We start from the raw sequence: 17,565 nt of genomic DNA, 5'->3' as shown, positions 1-17,565 counted from the left end.
TTTACTGAGAAATGCCAAAACGTACTGATATCAAGAGCATCCTGATCCTGGGTGCCGGCCCCATCGTCATCGGGCAGGCGTGTGAGTTCGACTATTCCGGGGCCCAGGCGTGTAAGGCGCTGCGCGAGGAGGGCTACCGGGTCATCCTGGTGAACTCCAACCCGGCGACCATCATGACCGACCCGGCGATGGCCGATGCTACCTACATCGAGCCGATCACCTGGAAGACGGTGTCCAAGATCATCGAGAAAGAGCGTCCGGATGCGCTGCTGCCCACCATGGGTGGCCAGACCGCGCTGAACTGCGCGCTGGATCTGGAAAAGCACGGCGTGCTGGCGGAGTTCGGTGTGGAAATGATTGGCGCCAACGCTGACACCATCGACAAGGCCGAGGACCGTGACCGCTTCGACCAGGCGATGAAGGCCATCGGTCTGGAGTGTCCGCGCGCGTCCCTGGCGCACTCCATGGAAGAAGCCCTGCAGGTGCTCGACAACATCGGCTTCCCCTGCATCATCCGCCCGTCCTTCACCATGGGCGGCTCTGGCGGCGGTATTGCGTACAACCGGGAAGAGTTCGAGGAGATCTGTGAGCGTGGCCTGGACCTGTCGCCGACCAATGAGCTGCTGATCGACGAGTCCCTGATCGGCTGGAAGGAATACGAGATGGAGGTCGTTCGGGACAAGAACGACAACTGCATCATCGTCTGCGCCATCGAGAACTTCGACGCCATGGGCGTGCACACGGGCGACTCCATTACCGTCGCCCCGGCGCAGACCCTGACCGACAAGGAATACCAGATCATGCGGAACGCCTCCCTGGCGGTCCTGCGTGAGATCGGCGTGGAAACCGGCGGCTCCAACGTCCAGTTCGGCATCAATCCGGACACCGGCCGCATGGTGGTGATCGAGATGAACCCGCGGGTGTCCCGCTCCTCGGCGCTGGCGTCCAAGGCCACCGGCTTCCCGATCGCCAAGGTCGCGGCCAAGCTGGCGGTGGGCTACACCCTCGACGAGCTGCAGAACGACATCACCGGCGGCGTGACCCCGGCCTCGTTCGAGCCGAGCATCGACTATGTGGTCACCAAGATCCCCCGGTTCACCTTCGAGAAGTTCCCCCAGGCCGACGCCCGCCTGACCACCCAGATGAAGTCCGTGGGTGAGGTCATGGCCATCGGTCGGACCTTCCAGGAATCCGTTCAGAAAGCCCTGCGTGGCCTGGAAGTGGGCTCTGAAGGCTTCGAGGAGATGGTTGACGTCACCACCGAGGACGGTCGCGAGACCCTGATCCAGGAAATGAACGTGCCTGGCGCGCAGCGCATCTGGTACATCGGCGACGCCTTCCGCGCCGGCATGACCGTGGACGAGATCTACCGCCACACCAAGGTGGATCCCTGGTACCTGATCCAGATCGAGGATCTGATCAAGGAAGAAGCAGCGCTGAAGACGGCCGGCAAGAGCGACATCGATCACGCGACCCTGTTCCGCCTGAAGCGCAAGGGCTTTTCGGATTCGCGACTGGCCAAGCTGCTGAGCATTTCCGAGTCCAGCCTGCGCAAGCACCGCCACGACCTGGGCATCCGCCCGGTCTACAAGCGGGTCGACACCTGTGCGGCGGAATTCGCCTCCTCCACGGCCTACATGTACTCCACCTACGAGGAAGAGTGCGAAGCCGAGACGTCGGACCGCAAGAAGATTGTCGTCATCGGCGGCGGTCCCAACCGGATCGGCCAGGGCATCGAGTTTGACTACTGCTGTGTCCACGCCGCCTTCGCCATGCGCGAGGACGGTTACGAGACCATCATGATCAACTGCAACCCGGAAACGGTCTCCACCGACTACGACACCTCCGATCGCCTCTACTTCGAGCCGATTACCCTGGAGGACGTCCTGGAAATCGTGAACCTCGAGAAGCCGGCGGGCGTGATCGTCCAGTTCGGCGGCCAGACGCCGCTGAAGCTGGCCCGGGGGCTGGAAGCGGCCGGCGTGCCGATCATCGGCACCACGCCGGACGCGATCGACCGCGCGGAAGACCGTGAGCGCTTCCAGCAGATGATCAATCGCCTCAATCTGCGCCAGCCGCAGAACGCGACCGTGCGCAGTCATGAGGAAGGCGTGCTGGTGGCCCGCGAAATCGGCTACCCGCTGGTGGTGCGTCCGTCCTACGTCCTGGGTGGACGGGCCATGGAAATCGTCTACGACGAAGAAGAGCTGGTGCGCTACATGCGCAACGCCGTGCTGGTCTCCAACGACAGCCCGGTGCTGCTGGATCACTTCCTCAATGCCGCCATCGAGGTGGATATCGATGCGGTCAGTGACGGCAAGGACGTGGTGATCGGCGGTATCATGCAGCACATCGAACAGGCCGGCGTACACTCCGGTGACTCCGCCTGCTCGCTGCCGCCGTACACGCTGCCCAAGGCGGTGCAGGACGAAATGCGCGAGACCGTCAAGCGCATGGCGATCGAACTGGAAGTCGTCGGCCTGATGAACGTCCAGCTGGCCTGGCAGGACGACACCATCTACGTGATCGAAGTAAACCCGCGGGCCTCACGCACCGTGCCGTTCGTGTCCAAGGCCATCGGCGTGTCCCTGGCCAAGGTCGCCGCGCGTTGCATGGCGGGCATCAGCCTGCAGGAGCAGGGCTTCACCGAAGAGGTGGTGCCCACGTACTATGCGGTGAAAGAGTCTGTGTTCCCGTTCAACAAGTTCCCGTCGGTGGACCCGATCCTGGGACCGGAAATGAAGTCCACCGGTGAGGTGATGGGCCTGGGTGACAGTTTCGACGAGGCGTTTGCCAAGGCGTCACTGGCGTCAGGCACCCGTCTGCCGGACAAGGGGACGGCCTTCATCTCCGTACGCGATGTGGATAAGCCGGGCGCGATTACCGTCGCACGCGACCTGATTGACGCGGGATTCCGCCTGGTGGCCACCACGGGCACCGCCGCGGCCCTGAAGGACGCGGGAATTGAGGTCGAGCGCGTGAACAAGGTGCGTGAAGGCCGGCCGCACATCGTGGACGATATCAAGAACGGTCAGATCCAGCTGATCATCAACACCACAGAAGGGCGCAAGGCGATCTCTGATTCAGCCCAGATCCGCCAATCTGCGCTTCAGCACAAGGTGACCTACACAACCACGCTGGCAGGTGGCGAAGCCTTCTGCCGCGCCATTAAATTTGGACCGGAGCGGACGGTACGTCGGCTTCAGGACTTGCACGCAGGAATTTGAACGTTATGAACAATCGAGTGCCGATGACGGTGAGCGGTGAGGCGGCGCTTCGTGCTGAGCTGAAGAAGCTCAAGAGCGAAGATCGTCCCCGTGTTATCGAAGCCATCGCCGAGGCCCGTGAGCACGGCGACCTGAAGGAAAACGCGGAATACCATGCCGCGCGTGAGCAGCAGAGCTTCATCGAAGGCCGGATTCAGGAGATCGAATCCAAGCTGTCTGCCGCCCAGATCATTGACGTTACCAAGATGGACAATACCGGTAAGGTGATCTTTGGTGTGACCGTCAAGCTGATCAATGTCGATACGGACGAGGAAGTTCAGTACCAGATCTGCGGCGAGGATGAGGCGGATATCAAGGCTGGCAAGCTTTCCGTTACGTCACCGATCGCCCGAGCTCTGATCGGCAAGAACGAGGGTGACGTCGTCGCCGTCCGTGTGCCTTCCGGCACCGTTGAGTACGAAATCGAGGCCGTTGAGCATCTTTGATCGCTGGCCTGAATGCAGAAAAGCCGGCGTCAGCCGGCTTTTTTGTGTGTCCCGAATCCCGAAGTCGAAAGGTCCTGTGGCTCAGTCCTTGTAGCGTTGAAGGTTCGACAGCTTGGGGTTGGGTTTCTCAGCCCGACGCAGGATGACGGCGTTCTTGCCGATCATCTGCACCAGTTCCGCGCCGGCTTCCTGGCAGACCGCCTCAATCGCCGCCTGACGCTCGTCGCGATCCGGGCTGGCGATTTTCACCTTGATCAGCTCGTGATCATTCAGGGCACGGTCCAGCTCCTGTTGCAGGCCTTCGCTCAGCCCCTTGTCGCCGATAATCACGACCGGCTTCAGATGATGGGCTATGGCGCGATAGGCGCGCCGTTGTTCGGGCGACAGGCTCATAATTCAGTCTCTTTATCAATACGATTTAAAATGTCGGGCGGCAGTCACTGCGCCAATCCCGTATAATCGACGGATTGTAGCAGCACGCCCGCGGGCGGTGAATCGCTGTCACTACGTATTATTAGGCTGGGTAACTTCGGGCATTTTAACGTCTCCGTCGCCCCGTCTGTTATTGGAGGTTCGGTTTGGCGCGTTCCAAATCCAGCAAGCGCTGGTTGAAAGAGCATTTTGATGACGAATACGTCAAACGCTCGCAGGTCGATGGTTATCGCTCCCGGGCCAGCTACAAGCTGATTGAGCTGGACGACAAAGACCGTTTTTTTAAACCAGGACAAGTGGTTGTGGACCTCGGCGCGGCGCCGGGCGGCTGGTCCCAGGTGGCAATGGAGCGCATTGGGCACAACGGACGAGTCGTGGCCAGTGACATCCTGGACATGAATCCGATTGCCGGCGTGGACTTCCTGCAGGGGGATTTCACGGAGCAGTCCGTACTGGACAAATTGCTGGATTTACTGGGTGAGGCGCGTGCCGACGTTGTAATTTCGGATATGGCCCCCAATATGAGTGGTATGCCTGCCGTTGATATTCCCAAGGCGATGGATCTGGTGGAGCTGGCGCTGGATATGGCCAAGCAGGTCCTGAGGCCGGACGGCGTTTTTGTGGCAAAGGTATTCCAGGGCGAGGGCTTCGATTCCCTGCTCAAGGATATGAAAACGAATTTCAGGACCGTCGTGAGTCGCAAGCCGGGAGCCTCCCGGTCCCGTTCTCGCGAAGTCTATCAGGTGTGTCGCGGTTTTCGTGGCGCCTGAAGCGTCCATTAACGGGTTGCTGTCGGCGACAGGTCGTCTTCGGACACTGCGCCATTCCTAGTTAAGGGGCGTACAATTGATGTAAGGTTGAGGTAGAAGGGGTTGCCGGCTTGACATCCGGTTATCTTCTTGCGGGGCGGCCCCGGCGGTGGCCCTTACATTCACAGGTGATGATCCTTGAACGATATGGCTAAAAATCTGGTTCTCTGGCTGATCATAGCAGCCGTCCTGCTGATGGTTTTCCAAAACTTCTCTCCGACGACGAGTGGACAGCAGGTCAATTACTCCCAGTTCGTACAGATGGTGCAACAGGGACAAGTCAAGCAGGTGACGGTGGACGGCCTGGAGATCCAGGGTGTGCGTGAAGACAACACCCGTTTCCAGACGATTCGCCCGCAAGTGCCGGATAACAAGTTGATGGACGATCTGCTTGCCAACAATGTCGAGATTGTGGGTAAGGAGCCGGACCGTCAAAGCATCTGGACGCAGTTGCTGGTCGCCTCGTTCCCGATTCTGATCATCATCGCGCTGTTCGTGTTCTTTATGCGACAGATGCAGGGCGGTGGTGGCGGCAAAGGCCCCATGTCGTTCGGTAAGAGCAAGGCTCGCCTGATGAGCGAGGACCAGATCAAGACCACCTTCTCTGACGTGGCCGGCGTCGACGAGGCGAAGGAAGACGTCAAGGAGTTGGTGGACTTCCTGCGGGATCCGAGCAAGTTCCAGCGACTGGGCGGTCGCATCCCGCGCGGCGTCCTGATGGTTGGTCCGCCGGGTACCGGTAAAACGCTGTTGGCGAAGGCCATTGCTGGTGAAGCCAAGGTGCCGTTCTTCTCCATCTCCGGTTCCGATTTCGTGGAAATGTTCGTGGGCGTGGGCGCCTCCCGTGTCCGTGACATGTTCGAGCAGGCCAAGAAGCAGAGCCCCTGTATCATCTTCATCGATGAGATCGATGCGGTCGGTCGTCACCGGGGGGCTGGCCTGGGCGGTGGTCACGATGAACGTGAGCAGACCCTGAACCAGCTGCTGGTTGAGATGGACGGTTTCGAGGGCAACGAAGGCGTGATCGTCATCGCCGCCACCAACCGTCCGGATGTCCTGGATCCGGCGCTGCTGCGCCCGGGCCGTTTCGATCGTCAGGTGGTGGTCAACCTGCCGGACATCATTGGTCGCGAACAGATCCTCAAGGTGCACCTGAAGAAGGTGCCGCTGGCCGACGGCGTCGATCCGAAAGTGATCGCCCGCGGTACGCCCGGTTTCTCCGGTGCTGATCTGGCCAACCTGGTGAACGAGGCGGCACTGTTTGCGGCGCGCCGTAACCAGCGTCTGGTCTCCGGGGAAGAGCTGGAGCTGGCCAAGGACAAGATCATGATGGGCGCCGAGCGCAAATCCATGGTCATGAACGAAAAAGAGAAGCTCAACACCGCGTATCACGAATCCGGTCACGCCATTGTCGGGCGTCTCGTGCCGGAACATGATCCGGTGTACAAGGTCAGTATCATTCCGCGCGGCCGGGCACTGGGTGTCACCATGTTCCTGCCGGAAGAGGATAAGTACAGCCACTCCAAGCGCTATCTGATCAGCTCGATCTGCAGTCTGTTCGGCGGCCGTATTGCCGAGGAGCTGACGCTGGGCTTCGAGGGTGTGACCACCGGTGCGTCCAATGACATCGAGCGTGCCACATCGCTGGCCCGCAACATGGTGACGCGCTGGGGGCTGTCCGAAAAGCTGGGGCCGCTGCAGTACGATACCGACAGTGAAGAGCCGTTCCTGGGTCGCTCTGCCGGTCAGAGCCACACGGTCTACTCGCCGGAAACGGCCCAGCGGATCGACGAGGAAGTGCGTTCCATCATCGACGATTGTTACGAGACGGCGCGCAACCTGCTGATCGAGAATCGCGACAAGCTGGAAATGATGGCCGACGCGCTGATGCGCTACGAGACCATCGATCGCTACCAGATCGACGACATCATGGCCGGCAAGACGCCGCGCCCACCGCAGGGTTGGAATGGCCCGGGTGCCGGTGGCAATGCGCCGGACGATGAAGCGTCGCCGGCAGCGAGTCCGGCGTCCGGCAGCGGCGACTCCGGTCGTCGCCCTGGCGAAGGCATCGGCGGTCCCGCTGGGGAGCACTGACCGACGCTGTCGGGTCCGTCCCGAGCGATAGAAAGACCTTCAAACGCCGTCCCGCGGGACGGCGTTTTTCATTGTGGGAAGCGTGTTTGTGGGTCGCGCTTCGACGTACCAATCAACAAGAGGATGCTGCCGATGGAAATGAACTTTGCCGGACACAAGATCGACCTTGCCCATCCCCAGGTGATGGGCGTCGTGAATGTAACGCCGGATTCCTTTTCCGACGGCGGCCGTTTCAATCAACTTGATACGGCGCTGGCACAGGCAGAAAAGCTGGTGCGGGAAGGCGCGGCGTTTATCGATATTGGCGGCGAGTCGACCCGGCCGGGCGCGGCGACGGTCAGCGTCGACGAGGAGTTGGATCGCGTCTGTCCGGTGGTCGAGGCGATCAGTCAGCGCCTTGATGTGGCCATTTCCGTGGATACCAGCACCCCGCAGGTCATCACCGAAAGCGCACGGTTGGGGGCTGGCCTGGTCAACGACGTCCGGGCCTTGACCAAAGACGGTGCGATGCAGGCCGCAGCAGACGCCGGTATCCCCGTGTGCCTGATGCACATGCAGGGCGAGCCGGGCACCATGCAGCAGGCGCCGCATTACGACAACGTGGTGTCCGAGGTGTCGCGATTCCTGATGGATCGGGTTGCTGTCGCCAAGGAGGCCGGCATCCCGGCAGAGCGGATTATCCTCGACCCCGGTTTTGGCTTCGGCAAGAACCTGGAACACAATCTGGTGCTGTTGGAGGCGCTGGATCAGATGCATGCACTGGGTTACCCGCTGCTGGTGGGTATGTCGCGCAAGACGATGCTGGGCCAGATTACGGGCCGGGATGTGGCGGACCGGTTGCCTGCGAGCCTCGCAGTCGCGACAATAGCCGCCATGAAGGGGGCCGCGATTATACGCGTGCACGATGTCAGGGAAACCGTGGATGCCGTTAAAGTGGTGTCCGCGCTGAAGGAAGCGACTGCATGAGCGAGCGCAAATATTTTGGAACCGATGGAATCCGTGGGCATGTGGGCACATCGCCCATCACGCCGGATTTCATGCTCAAGCTGGGCTGGGCCGCGGGCCAGGCTTTCAAGCAGGATGGCCAGCGCAACCGGGTGCTGATCGGCAAGGACACCCGCCTGTCCGGTTACATGTTTGAATCGGCCCTGGAAGCGGGGCTGTCTGCTGCCGGTGTGGACGTGTCCCTGCTGGGGCCCATGCCGACGCCGGCGATCGCCTATCTGACCCGGACGTTTCGGGCCTCGGCGGGTATTGTCATCAGCGCTTCCCACAATCCTCACGAAGACAACGGCATCAAGTTCTTCTCGCCGCTGGGCACCAAACTGAACGACGCCGTGGAAGCGGAAATCGAGTCCTGGCTGGATCGCGATATCGAGGTCTGTGCGCCGGGAGAATTGGGCAAGGCGTCGCGCATCGACGATGCGCCCGGACGTTACGTGGAATTCTGCAAGAGCACGGTGCCCAATGCCTTTACGCTGGAAGGCATGCACATCGTGCTGGATTGCGCCCATGGTGCGACCTACCACGTGGCGCCCAAGGTCTTTCGGGAGCTGGGGGCGAAGACCAGCGTCATCGGCAACAATCCGGACGGGCTCAATATCAACCTCAAGGTGGGGTCTACCCATCTCGATGCCTTGCGCGCTCGCGTACTGGAAGAGCAGGCCGATCTGGGGATCGCCTTTGATGGGGACGGCGATCGGGTCCTGATGATCGATCGCGATGGCTCGATGATCGATGGTGACGAACTGATGTTTATCATCGCGTCGCAGCGTCAGGTCGAGGGTCGACTCCAGGGGGGCGTGGTCGGTACCCTGATGACGAACCTCGGGGTGGAGTTGGCGCTGAAAGAGCTCGGTATCCCGTTCGAGCGGGCCCAGGTGGGCGATCGCTACGTGATGGAAAGGCTGGTGGCCAATGATTGGCAGATCGGCGGCGAAGGCTCTGGTCACCTGGTGGTCCGTGATTGTACGAGCACCGGCGACGGGATTGTCTCGGCTTTGCAGGTCCTGCTGGCCGCCTGGCGTTCCGGAGAGACGATTTCGGCGCTGCGGCAGGGGATGAGCCGTCTTCCGCAGGTGCTGATCAATGTGCGTGTGGACGAACGGTTTGACCCGCTGACCCGGCCGGACATCGCGGAAGCGGTGAAGGCGGCCGAGGCTTCCATGGGGGCGACGGGGCGCGTATTGCTGAGGGCTTCGGGCACCGAGCCGTTGATCCGGGTCATGACCGAAGGCCAGGACGAATCCGAGATGCGGCAGTGGGCTGAAAAACTGGCAGACGTGGTGAAATCCTCCCCATCCGTCTGAAAATTATCCGGGGGTGTTCCATCGGTTGTGTCCGTTGACGGACTGCTGTATAGTGCGCCCTCCCTTGAAATGAGGGTTGTTGATGCGACGCAGGATTGTAGCAGCCAACTGGAAAATGAACGGCTCCCGGGAGCTGGCCAAATCACTGGTTGGCGACGTGCGCAAAGGCATTGCTGCGCTTGATAATGAAGCGGAGGTTGTTATCATTCCTCCCGCTCTTTATGTCGCAAGCGTTCAGCAGCTTCTCGATGGGGTTGCCCAGGTTGGAGTGCAGAACATCGCCGCTTGGGAATCCGGCGCTTACACCGGCGAAATTTCCGGGAAAATGGCTGCGGATGTCGGTTGCGGTTACGCCGTCGTCGGTCATTCAGAGCGTCGGCAGCTCTTCGGTGAATCCGATGCGGTTATTGCCGAAAAGGTCGGTCAGGGTATTGCGGCTGGCGTGCAGATTATCCTTTGTGTTGGTGAAACACTGACGCAAAGAGAAGCGGGGCTGGCGGTTGAAGTGGTCAGTGCCCAACTTCGGGAAGCGCTCAAAGACGTTTCCGGAGAACAGTGGAAGCAGGTTGTTGTGGCCTATGAGCCGGTCTGGGCGATCGGAACGGGCAAGACAGCAACGTCGGAAGACGCCCAGGCCGTGCATCAGGCCATGCGCTCGCAGCTGAGCGAGATGGGGGCTCCGGCACAGGATATGACGCTGTTGTACGGTGGTAGCGTTAAGCCGGACAACGCCAAAGAATTGTTTGCTCAGCCCGATATAGACGGCGGCTTGATTGGCGGTGCTTCTTTGAAGGCATCGGATTTCCTCGCCATCTGCAAGGCGATTTAAGAGAGTTTGATATGGATTGGATTGAAACACTGGTTGTCGTAGCGCACGTCGTGATTGCGGTGGCGCTGGTGGGCCTGGTCCTGATCCAGCAGGGCAAGGGTGCCGATGCCGGTGCAGCCTTTGGTGGTGGCGCCTCCCAGACCGTGTTTGGTAGCCAGGGTAGCGGCAGCTTCCTGACGCGCGTGACCACCTTTCTGGCGATCCTGTTCTTTGTGACGAGTTTTACGCTGGCTGTGTTTGCCAAGCAGCGCGCCGAAGTGGCGGGCGAAACAGGCATCCCGACAGTTCAGCAGGCGCCGGCCGCGGCGCAGGAAAAGCAGGCAGCCGACGAGCAGAGTGATGCTCCGACGGCCAAGGACAGCGAGGCGCCTGATGCGTCAGGCAGCGCTGCCCAGAGTGAAGGTTCTGAAGCCGGCAGTGGTGATTCCTCACTGCCTGAGCTTGAGTAAGGTTGTTGCCGAAGTGGTGGAACTGGTAGACACGCTATCTTGAGGGGGTAGTGGCGTAAGCCGTGCCGGTTCGAGTCCGGCCTTCGGCACCATTATTAGAAACGGCTTGGAATACCAAGCCGTTTTTTTTGGTCAGTCCTTGACCAGTGTTGTCGGCGTCCTTATACTCCGGCGATTATTGCAGTGGGTATCGGCTGCGTCCGGTCCCGCTCAGGCAGGCCAGGTGTCTGTCGGCAGAGAAACGTAACGTTGATGTTCTCTGGCACGTAACGACTTCAGGAGGCCCCGCGTTATCTGGGGCCTTTTGGTTCAGGGGCCTGGCGCATGGGCCCGATTGCACGAAAAAGGGCTGATTAACAGGCCCTTTTTTTGTTTGTGCGACATGTAAAGGCGGCATTGAAAACGGCTTGGCCGCTCAATATCGCCCGAATAGTGGAGATGACAGCAACTTGTCAGCCAAGGTAAAGCAACTCGAAGAAATCCTGGTGCCGGTCATTGAGGGACTGGGATATAACTGCTGGGGGATTGAATTTCGGTCTCAGGGCCACAAGTCAATGCTCCGGATCTTTATTGATGATGCCGAGAACGGCATCAGCGTCGAGGACTGTGAAACGGTCAGCCGGCAGGTCAGCGGTGTGCTGGATGTCGAGGATCCGATCCAGACCGAATACACCCTCGAAGTTTCCTCGCCCGGTATGGACCGGCCGCTGTTCCGACTGGAGCAGTATGCAGCCTGGGCCGGGCACATGGTCAAAATCCGCCTGCGTATGGCGTTCGAAGGACGTCGCAAATTCGAAGGGCTCCTCAAAGGTGTTGAAGGAAGCGATGTCGTCGTGATTGTCGACGAGCATGAGTATCTGCTTCCCGTCGACAGTATCGAGAAAGCCCACATCGTTCCGGTTTTTGAGTGATTCGTTTGACTGCAAGTCTAAGGGTTAAGGGCAGGGCAATCTGATGAGTAAAGAGATCTTGCTGGTAGTTGAAGCCGTCTCCAACGAGAAGGGAGTGGAAAAAGAGGTCATTTTCGAGGCCATCGAACTTGCCCTGGCGACAGCAGCCAAGAAACGTTACGAAGACGAGGAAGCGGATATCCGCGTCCAGATCGACCGCAAGACCGGCGACTACGAAACCTTCCGTCGCTGGCTGGTGGTGGACAACGAAGCCGTGCCGGCGCTCGGTACCGAGCTGACCATGCAGGAAGCCGAGGAGATTGACGACAAGCTCCAGCCGGGTGACATGCATGAAGAGAAGGTGGAATCGGTGGCCTTTGGTCGCATTGGCGCCCAGGCGGCCAAACAGATCATCTTCCAGAAGGTCCGCGAAGCCGAGCGCACCAAGATCGTCGACAGCTACCGCGACCGGGTCGGTGAACTGGTATCCGGTACCGTCAAGAAGGTCACCCGCGACAACGTGATCGTCGATCTCGGTGCCAACGCCGAGGCGTTGCTGCCCCGCGACCAGCTGATCCCGCGCGAGACTTTCCGCATGGGTGACCGGGTCCGGGCCCTGCTGCTGGAAATTCGCACCGATCACCGCGGTCCGCAGCTGATCCTTAGCCGGACCAATCCGGCCATGCTGATCGAGCTGTTCCGTATCGAGGTGCCGGAGATCGCCGAGGACCTGATCGAAATCCGCGGTGCCGCGCGCGATCCGGGTTCCCGGGCCAAGATCGCCGTGAAGACCAACGACCGTCGTATCGATCCGGTGGGTGCCTGTGTCGGTATGCGCGGTTCGCGCGTGCAGGCCGTATCCAACGAACTGGGCGGTGAGCGAGTGGACATCGTCCTTTGGGACGACAACCCGGCACAGCTGGTGATCAACGCCATGGCGCCGGCGGAAGTGGCCTCCATTGTGATGGACGAAGACCGCCAGACCATGGAAGTGGCCGTCGCCGAGGACAACCTGGCCCAGGCCATCGGCCGTAATGGCCAGAACGTACGGCTGGCCAGTGAGCTGACCGGCTGGACACTCAATGTCATGACCGAGGAAGAGGCCGGTGAGCGTCAGGAGCAGGAATTCAACCGTCTGCTGAACCACTTCACCGATAACCTCGATGTCGATGAGGAGCTGGCCGGCGTCCTGATCGAAGAAGGCTTCACCACACTGGAAGAAGTCGCATACGTGCCCATGGATGAGATGCTGGCCATCGAAGGTTTCGATGAAGACACCGTGACCGAATTGCGTCGTCGCGCCAAGGATCGCCTGCTGAACCAGGCCCTGGCCAGCGAAGAGGCCCTGGAAGGCAATGAGCCGGCTCAGGACCTGCTGGACATGGAGGGCATGGACCGTGCGCTGGCTTTCAAGCTGGCCGGCATGGGTGTGCGGACCATGGATGATCTGGCGGAGCAGTCTGTCGACGATCTCATGGACATCGAAGATATGGATGAAGAGCGCGCGGGCCAGTTGATCATGACCGCACGTGCGCCCTGGTTCCAGGACCAGGAATAATCGGGAGAGGAGGACCAGTATGGCTGAAGTAACTGTAAAACAGCTGGCCGATGATGTAGGCGCTCCCGTGGATCGCTTGCTGCGCCAGATCGTAGAGGCTGGCCTGAAAGCCCGTTCTGAGAATGATGCCGTCAGCAGTGACGAAAAGCAGCAGCTGCTGGCATTCCTGCGCAAGAATCACGGCGAAGCTGATGCCGAACCGCGCAAGATCACGCTCAAGCGTAAGACCACGACCACCCTGAAAGCCGGCAGCGGCGCAGGGCGTGCCAAGACAGTGAACGTGGAAGTCCGCAAGAAGCGGACCTACATCAAGCGCGAAACGCCGCAAGCGGAGCCGGAAGAGGCTCCGGTTGAATCCGCACCGGTCGAACAGCCGGTTGCCGAAGCGCCGTCCGCGCCTGAAGCCGCTCCGGCGAAGCCGGCGGAAGAGGTGGCTCCGGCCGCTGAAGAAGCCGCCAAGCCAGAGCAGGGCGCCGAAGAACCGGTCACGCCAGAGCCGGAAGCACCGGCCGAGGAACCTGTGGCTGCCGAACCGGCGGACGAGGTGCCCATGCCGGCGCCAGACGCTGACAACGGCAAAGACCGCAAGGCCAAGAAGAAGAAGGAAAAGACGCGCGAGCGTACCGACGATGCCGAGGACGGCAAGCCGAAGAAGAAGTCCGCGGGTCACCGTGGACCCCGCAATCGTCCTGTAGAGCCCGTTACCCTGAGTGACGACGAGGACGATACCACTCTGCGCAAGCCGCTGCGGGCGAAGAAAAAGCCCAAGCAGAAGCGGCATGGATTTGAGAAGCCGACCAAGCCAATGGTGCGTGAAGTCGAAATTCCGGAAACCATCACGGTGGGCGATCTGGCCCAGCGGATGGCCGTCAAGTCCGCTGACGTCATCAAGACCCTGATGGGTATGGGCGTTATGGCAACGATCAACCAGGCCCTGGATCAGGAAACCGCAGTACTGGTGACTGAAGAGCTGGGCCACAAACCCAAGACCGTCAGCGAAGACGCCTTCGAAGAGGAAGTACTCAGCGAGATTTCCTTCGAGGGTGAAAAGGTCAAGCGCGCGCCCGTTATCAGTGTCATGGGCCACGTCGACCACGGTAAGACGTCGCTGCTGGACCACATTCGCCGTACCAAGGTTGCGGCCGGTGAATCCGGTGGTATTACCCAGCACATCGGGGCTTACCACGTCGAGACCGGCCAGGGCATGATCACCTTCCTGGATACCCCGGGCCACGCGGCGTTTACCGCCATGCGGGCACGCGGTGCCCAGAGTACGGACATCGTTATCCTGGTGGTTGCGGCCGACGACGGCGTTATGCCGCAAACCAAGGAAGCGGTCGATCACGCCCGTTCAGCCGGCGTACCGCTGGTCGTTGCCATCAACAAGATGGACAAGGAACAGGCGGATCCGGATCGCATCAAGACCGAACTGGCGGGTATGGACGTGATCCCGGAAGACTGGGGCGGTGATGTCCAGTTCGTGCCGGTTTCGGCGCATTCCGGCCAGGGCATCGACGACCTGCTGGAAGCGGTTCTGCTGCAATCCGAAATTCTGGAACTGGAAGCTGTTCCGACAGCACCGGGTGCCGGTGTGGTGGTGGAATCCAGCCTGGAGAAAGGCCGTGGTTCCGTGGCCACCATCCTGGTTCAGAACGGTACTGTCCGTCAGGGCGACATGGTCGTGGCCGGCGCCTACTTCGGTAAGGTCCGGGCGATGATGAACGAAGCCGGTGATCAGGTGAAGGAAGCCGGACCGTCGATCCCGGTGGAAATCCTGGGTCTGAACGGCACGCCGGACGCCGGTGACGAGTTCTTCGTCGTGGCGGACGAACGCAAGGCCAAAGAACTGGCTGAGTTCCGTCAGAAGCGCGAGCGCGAACAGCGTCTGCAGCGCCAGCAGGCGGCGAAGCTGGAGAACCTGTTCGAGAACATGGGCAAGGACGAGGTCAAAACCCTCAATGTCGTGCTCAAGACCGACGTTCGGGGTTCCCTGGAAGCCATCACCAAGGCGCTGCTGGACATCGGCAACGAAGAAGTCCAGGTCAAGATCGTGTCTTCCGGTGTCGGTGGTATCGCCGAAACCGACGTCAGCCTGGCGCTGGCGACCGGCTCGGTCCTGTTTGGCTTCAACGTGCGTGCGGATGCCTCCGCCAAGCGTCTGGTCGAGCAGGAAGGTGTGGACCTGCGTTACTACAGCATCATCTACAACATGATCGATGATGTCCGCGCCGCCCTGACGGGCATGCTGGCACCGGAGTTCCGCGAAGACATCGTGGGCATCGCCGATGTGCGCGACGTGTTCCGTTCACCGAAGTTCGGCCAGGTGGCTGGCTGTATGGTGACCGAGGGTACGGTCTACCGGAACAAGCCGATCCGCGTCCTGCGGGATAACGTGGTCATCTTCGAGGGTGAGCTCGAGTCCCTGCGCCGCTTCAAGGACGACGTCCAGGAAGTCAAGAAGGGCATCGAGTGCGGTATCGGTGTTAAGGGCTATGATGTGAAGGTCGGCGACCAGATCGAGGTGTTTGACCGAGTGAAGGTCGAGCGCAAGCTGGAAAGCTGATTCCGGCTCAAGCTCACGACCCAAGCAGACTGGCGCCCCGGACTCCCGGGGCGCCGTGCATTCAGAGGGGCCATTAAATGGCCCCGACAGGAGGCGTGTTGAAACGCCTCGCAAATGACAGGGCGTAACAATGCCAAAAGAGTTCAGTCGTGTTGAGCGGGTTGCGGACCAGATCCAGAAGGAGCTGGCCGTGATGGTCCAGCGCGAGATCAAGGATCCGCGTCTGGGTATGGTCACCGTCAATGCGGTCAAGGTCAGCCGCGATCTGGGGTATGCCGATGTCTACGTGTCGCTGCTGACCACCGAGGAGCTGACCGAGCAGGATCCCGCCGTCCAGGATTCCCTGGGCGTGCTGCGTAAAGCGGCCGGTTTCCTGCGCAGCCAGTTGGGGCGCGCCATGAAGCTGCGGGTGATCCCCCAGCTGCGTTTCCATTTCGACACCCTGGGTGGCCAGAGTCGCCGTATCGACAGCCTGATCGACCAGGCGGTGGGCAAGAAGCCGGCCGTCGATGGATCGGATGACGGCGGGGAGCGCGAGGATTGAGTCGGCGTCGACGCGGCCGTGACGTTAACGGCATCCTGGTGATTGACAAACCCCAGGGGGTCACGTCGAACGCGGTGCTGCAGCAGGTCAAGCGCCTGTACGGTGCTGCCAAGGCCGGTCACACCGGCAGTCTTGATCCGCTGGCGACCGGTGTCCTGCCCCTGTGCTTCGGGGAAGCCACCAAGTTCTCCCAGCTGATGCTCGACAGCGACAAGTCGTATGTGGCCCGGGGCCGTCTGGGCATCGTGACCGACAGCGGTGACAGTGACGGCAACGTCATGGCGGAAAAGCCACTGCCGGAAGGCTTGGATCAGGCGGCCCTCGAAGCCGTGTTGCCACGGTTCCGCGGCGATATTGAGCAGGTTCCGTCCATGTACTCGGCGCTCAAGCACAAGGGACGCCCGCTGTATGAGTACGCCCGCGAAGGCATCGAGATCGAACGTCCGGCCCGCCCGGTCACCATCCATGAGTTGACGCTGCTCGCTTTCGATGGCGAGAATTTCGACATTGCCGTCACCTGCAGCAAAGGCACCTACATCCGCTCGCTGGTGGAAGACATCGGCGAGGCGTTGGGCTGTGGCGCCCACGTCACGCAGTTGCGCCGGACGAAGGCGGCCGGGTTCAGTCTGGACCAGGCCCTGGATGTGGCCGAACTGGAAGCGCGCCGGGAAGCCGGGGAGTCCCTGGACCCGCTGTTGGTTCCCGTCGATGCGGCGCTTACGGAATTTCCGAAAATTCTGCTGCAGGACGCACAGATTGTATCGATATTGAACGGACAACCCGTTAAAATGACGGGTCATCCGCCCGGGTGGGTGCGTCTCTACGGAGGCGACCAATTCCTTGGGTTGGGTGAGCAGTTACCGGATGATCGGGTTGCACCCCGGCGTCTGGTAAAGCAGGCCTGAACACTCCGGTGTCAGGCTCTAGCCGGGCTGTAGAGATGCGCGGTCCGGCCGAATTCAATGGCATCGCAAATAGTGAGGTGAGTTATGGCACTGTCTGCCGCAGAGAAGTCACAGATCGTCAACGATTTTCAGCAAGGTGAAGGTGATACCGGTTCTCCTGAAGTTCAGGTTGCACTGCTGAGCGCCAACATCGACAAGCTGCAGAATCACTTCAAGACCAACAAGCAGGATCACCATTCCCGCCGCGGTCTGATTCGGATGGTTAACCAGCGTCGTAAGCTGCTGGACTACCTGAAGAAGAAAAACGCCGATCGTTACCTGGACCTGATCCAGCGTCTTGGTCTGCGTCGTTGATCGACGATCACGTCGTTCTCTGAACCGGTATCGCAGTCCCGTTTTCGGTCGTCAGCCGTATCGATGGCCGAAGCAGGACGGGTACCGGATCTGCCGGGAGGGTTCAGGCTCTCCGGG

15 protein-coding genes and 1 tRNA gene are annotated in these 17,565 nt (G+C 60.6%); 15 read left to right on the top strand and 1 reads right to left on the bottom strand.

The features are described from left to right. The first annotated feature begins 11 nt into the window (after positions 1–11). Entirely contained in the window at positions 12–3,227 is a 3,216-nt protein-coding gene (gene carB / locus J3364_RS10525) for a carbamoyl-phosphate synthase large subunit (RefSeq protein ID WP_123636135.1), read from the top strand. Between the two features lie 5 nt (positions 3,228–3,232). Beyond that, a complete protein-coding gene (gene greA / locus J3364_RS10520; protein ID WP_123636134.1) occupies positions 3,233–3,712 on the top strand; it encodes a transcription elongation factor GreA in 480 nt (159 codons plus the stop codon). An 81-nt stretch (positions 3,713–3,793) separates the two neighbouring features. Here greA and yhbY read toward each other — a convergent pair whose 3' ends face one another. Further along, positions 3,794–4,105 carry a ribosome assembly RNA-binding protein YhbY gene (gene yhbY / locus J3364_RS10515; RefSeq protein WP_123636133.1) on the bottom strand — a complete coding sequence of 104 codons (312 nt, stop codon included), beginning with the start codon at positions 4,103–4,105 and terminating at the stop codon, positions 3,794–3,796. Between the two features lie 185 nt (positions 4,106–4,290). On the opposite strand from yhbY, the gene rlmE reads away from it, so the two are divergent. The 13 genes from rlmE to rpsO all read left to right on the top strand — a co-directional run bounded on the left by rlmE (position 4,291) and on the right by rpsO (position 17,448). Beyond that, positions 4,291–4,914, top strand: a complete 624-nt coding sequence (gene rlmE, locus J3364_RS10510) for a 23S rRNA (uridine(2552)-2'-O)-methyltransferase RlmE (RefSeq protein WP_349558302.1) — start codon at positions 4,291–4,293, stop codon at positions 4,912–4,914. Positions 4,915–5,100: 186 nt separating this feature from the next. Further along, entirely contained in the window at positions 5,101–7,047 is a 1,947-nt protein-coding gene (gene ftsH / locus J3364_RS10505) for an ATP-dependent zinc metalloprotease FtsH (RefSeq protein ID WP_123636131.1), read from the top strand. Between the two features lie 111 nt (positions 7,048–7,158). Beyond that, positions 7,159–8,013 (top strand): dihydropteroate synthase, encoded by an 855-nt coding sequence (folP, locus tag J3364_RS10500; protein WP_502882500.1) that lies wholly within the window; start codon positions 7,159–7,161, stop codon positions 8,011–8,013. Then, positions 8,010–9,356, top strand: a complete 1,347-nt coding sequence (glmM, locus tag J3364_RS10495; RefSeq protein ID WP_349558299.1) for a phosphoglucosamine mutase — start codon at positions 8,010–8,012, stop codon at positions 9,354–9,356. The genes folP and glmM overlap by 4 nt, the downstream gene beginning before the upstream one ends. An 82-nt stretch (positions 9,357–9,438) precedes the next feature. Further along, positions 9,439–10,185: a triose-phosphate isomerase gene (tpiA, locus tag J3364_RS10490; protein WP_349558298.1), complete on the top strand. Its 747-nt coding sequence runs from the start codon at positions 9,439–9,441 to the stop codon at positions 10,183–10,185. Positions 10,186–10,196: 11 nt separating this feature from the next. Next, positions 10,197–10,634 (top strand): preprotein translocase subunit SecG, encoded by a 438-nt coding sequence (gene secG, locus J3364_RS10485; RefSeq protein WP_349558297.1) that lies wholly within the window; start codon positions 10,197–10,199, stop codon positions 10,632–10,634. Between the two features lie 7 nt (positions 10,635–10,641). After that, positions 10,642–10,726: transfer RNA gene (locus J3364_RS10480), tRNA-Leu, on the top strand. Positions 10,727–11,083: 357 nt separating this feature from the next. Continuing rightward, positions 11,084–11,545: a ribosome maturation factor RimP gene (gene rimP, locus J3364_RS10475; protein ID WP_349558296.1), complete on the top strand. Its 462-nt coding sequence runs from the start codon at positions 11,084–11,086 to the stop codon at positions 11,543–11,545. Positions 11,546–11,588: 43 nt separating this feature from the next. Continuing rightward, positions 11,589–13,082: a transcription termination factor NusA gene (nusA, locus tag J3364_RS10470; RefSeq protein ID WP_123636125.1), complete on the top strand. Its 1,494-nt coding sequence runs from the start codon at positions 11,589–11,591 to the stop codon at positions 13,080–13,082. A gap of 19 nt (positions 13,083–13,101) precedes the next feature. Next, on the top strand, positions 13,102–15,645 hold the full coding sequence (gene infB, locus J3364_RS10465) for a translation initiation factor IF-2 (RefSeq protein ID WP_349558295.1): 2,544 nt from the start codon (positions 13,102–13,104) through the stop codon (positions 15,643–15,645). Between the two features lie 130 nt (positions 15,646–15,775). Next, positions 15,776–16,189 carry a 30S ribosome-binding factor RbfA gene (gene rbfA / locus J3364_RS10460; protein ID WP_123636123.1) on the top strand — a complete coding sequence of 138 codons (414 nt, stop codon included), beginning with the start codon at positions 15,776–15,778 and terminating at the stop codon, positions 16,187–16,189. Then, positions 16,186–17,094, top strand: coding sequence for a tRNA pseudouridine(55) synthase TruB (truB, locus tag J3364_RS10455; protein WP_349558294.1), 909 nt, complete (start codon positions 16,186–16,188; stop codon positions 17,092–17,094). Before rbfA ends, truB begins: the two co-directional genes overlap by 4 nt. A gap of 84 nt (positions 17,095–17,178) precedes the next feature. Next, on the top strand, positions 17,179–17,448 hold the full coding sequence (gene rpsO / locus J3364_RS10450) for a 30S ribosomal protein S15 (RefSeq protein ID WP_123636121.1): 270 nt from the start codon (positions 17,179–17,181) through the stop codon (positions 17,446–17,448). The last annotated feature ends 117 nt before the right edge of the window (positions 17,449–17,565 follow it).

It is taken from the genome of Marinobacter sp. NFXS9 (genome assembly GCF_040148665.1).
GTDB lineage: Bacteria > Pseudomonadota > Gammaproteobacteria > Pseudomonadales > Oleiphilaceae > Marinobacter_A > Marinobacter_A mangrovi.
The sequence above is the reverse complement of the archived record's forward strand: the minus strand, read 5'-3'. Positions and strand labels throughout refer to the sequence as shown.

Excerpts from the sequence above, each read along its gene's own strand:
- infB (WP_349558295.1), top strand. The coding sequence starts at position 13,102 with ATGGCTGAAGTAACTGTAAAACAGCTGGCCGATGATGTAGGCGCTCCC.
- nusA (WP_123636125.1), top strand. The coding sequence starts at position 11,589 with ATGAGTAAAGAGATCTTGCTGGTAGTTGAAGCCGTCTCCAACGAGAAG.
- tpiA (WP_349558298.1), top strand. The coding sequence starts at position 9,439 with ATGCGACGCAGGATTGTAGCAGCCAACTGGAAAATGAACGGCTCCCGG.
- carB (WP_123636135.1), top strand. The coding sequence starts at position 12 with ATGCCAAAACGTACTGATATCAAGAGCATCCTGATCCTGGGTGCCGGC.
- yhbY (WP_123636133.1), bottom strand. The coding sequence starts at position 4,105 with ATGAGCCTGTCGCCCGAACAACGGCGCGCCTATCGCGCCATAGCCCAT.
- greA (WP_123636134.1), top strand. The coding sequence starts at position 3,233 with ATGAACAATCGAGTGCCGATGACGGTGAGCGGTGAGGCGGCGCTTCGT.
- rbfA (WP_123636123.1), top strand. The coding sequence starts at position 15,776 with ATGCCAAAAGAGTTCAGTCGTGTTGAGCGGGTTGCGGACCAGATCCAG.
- ftsH (WP_123636131.1), top strand. The coding sequence starts at position 5,101 with ATGGCTAAAAATCTGGTTCTCTGGCTGATCATAGCAGCCGTCCTGCTG.
- secG (WP_349558297.1), top strand. The coding sequence starts at position 10,197 with ATGGATTGGATTGAAACACTGGTTGTCGTAGCGCACGTCGTGATTGCG.
- rpsO (WP_123636121.1), top strand. The coding sequence starts at position 17,179 with ATGGCACTGTCTGCCGCAGAGAAGTCACAGATCGTCAACGATTTTCAG.
- glmM (WP_349558299.1), top strand. The coding sequence starts at position 8,010 with ATGAGCGAGCGCAAATATTTTGGAACCGATGGAATCCGTGGGCATGTG.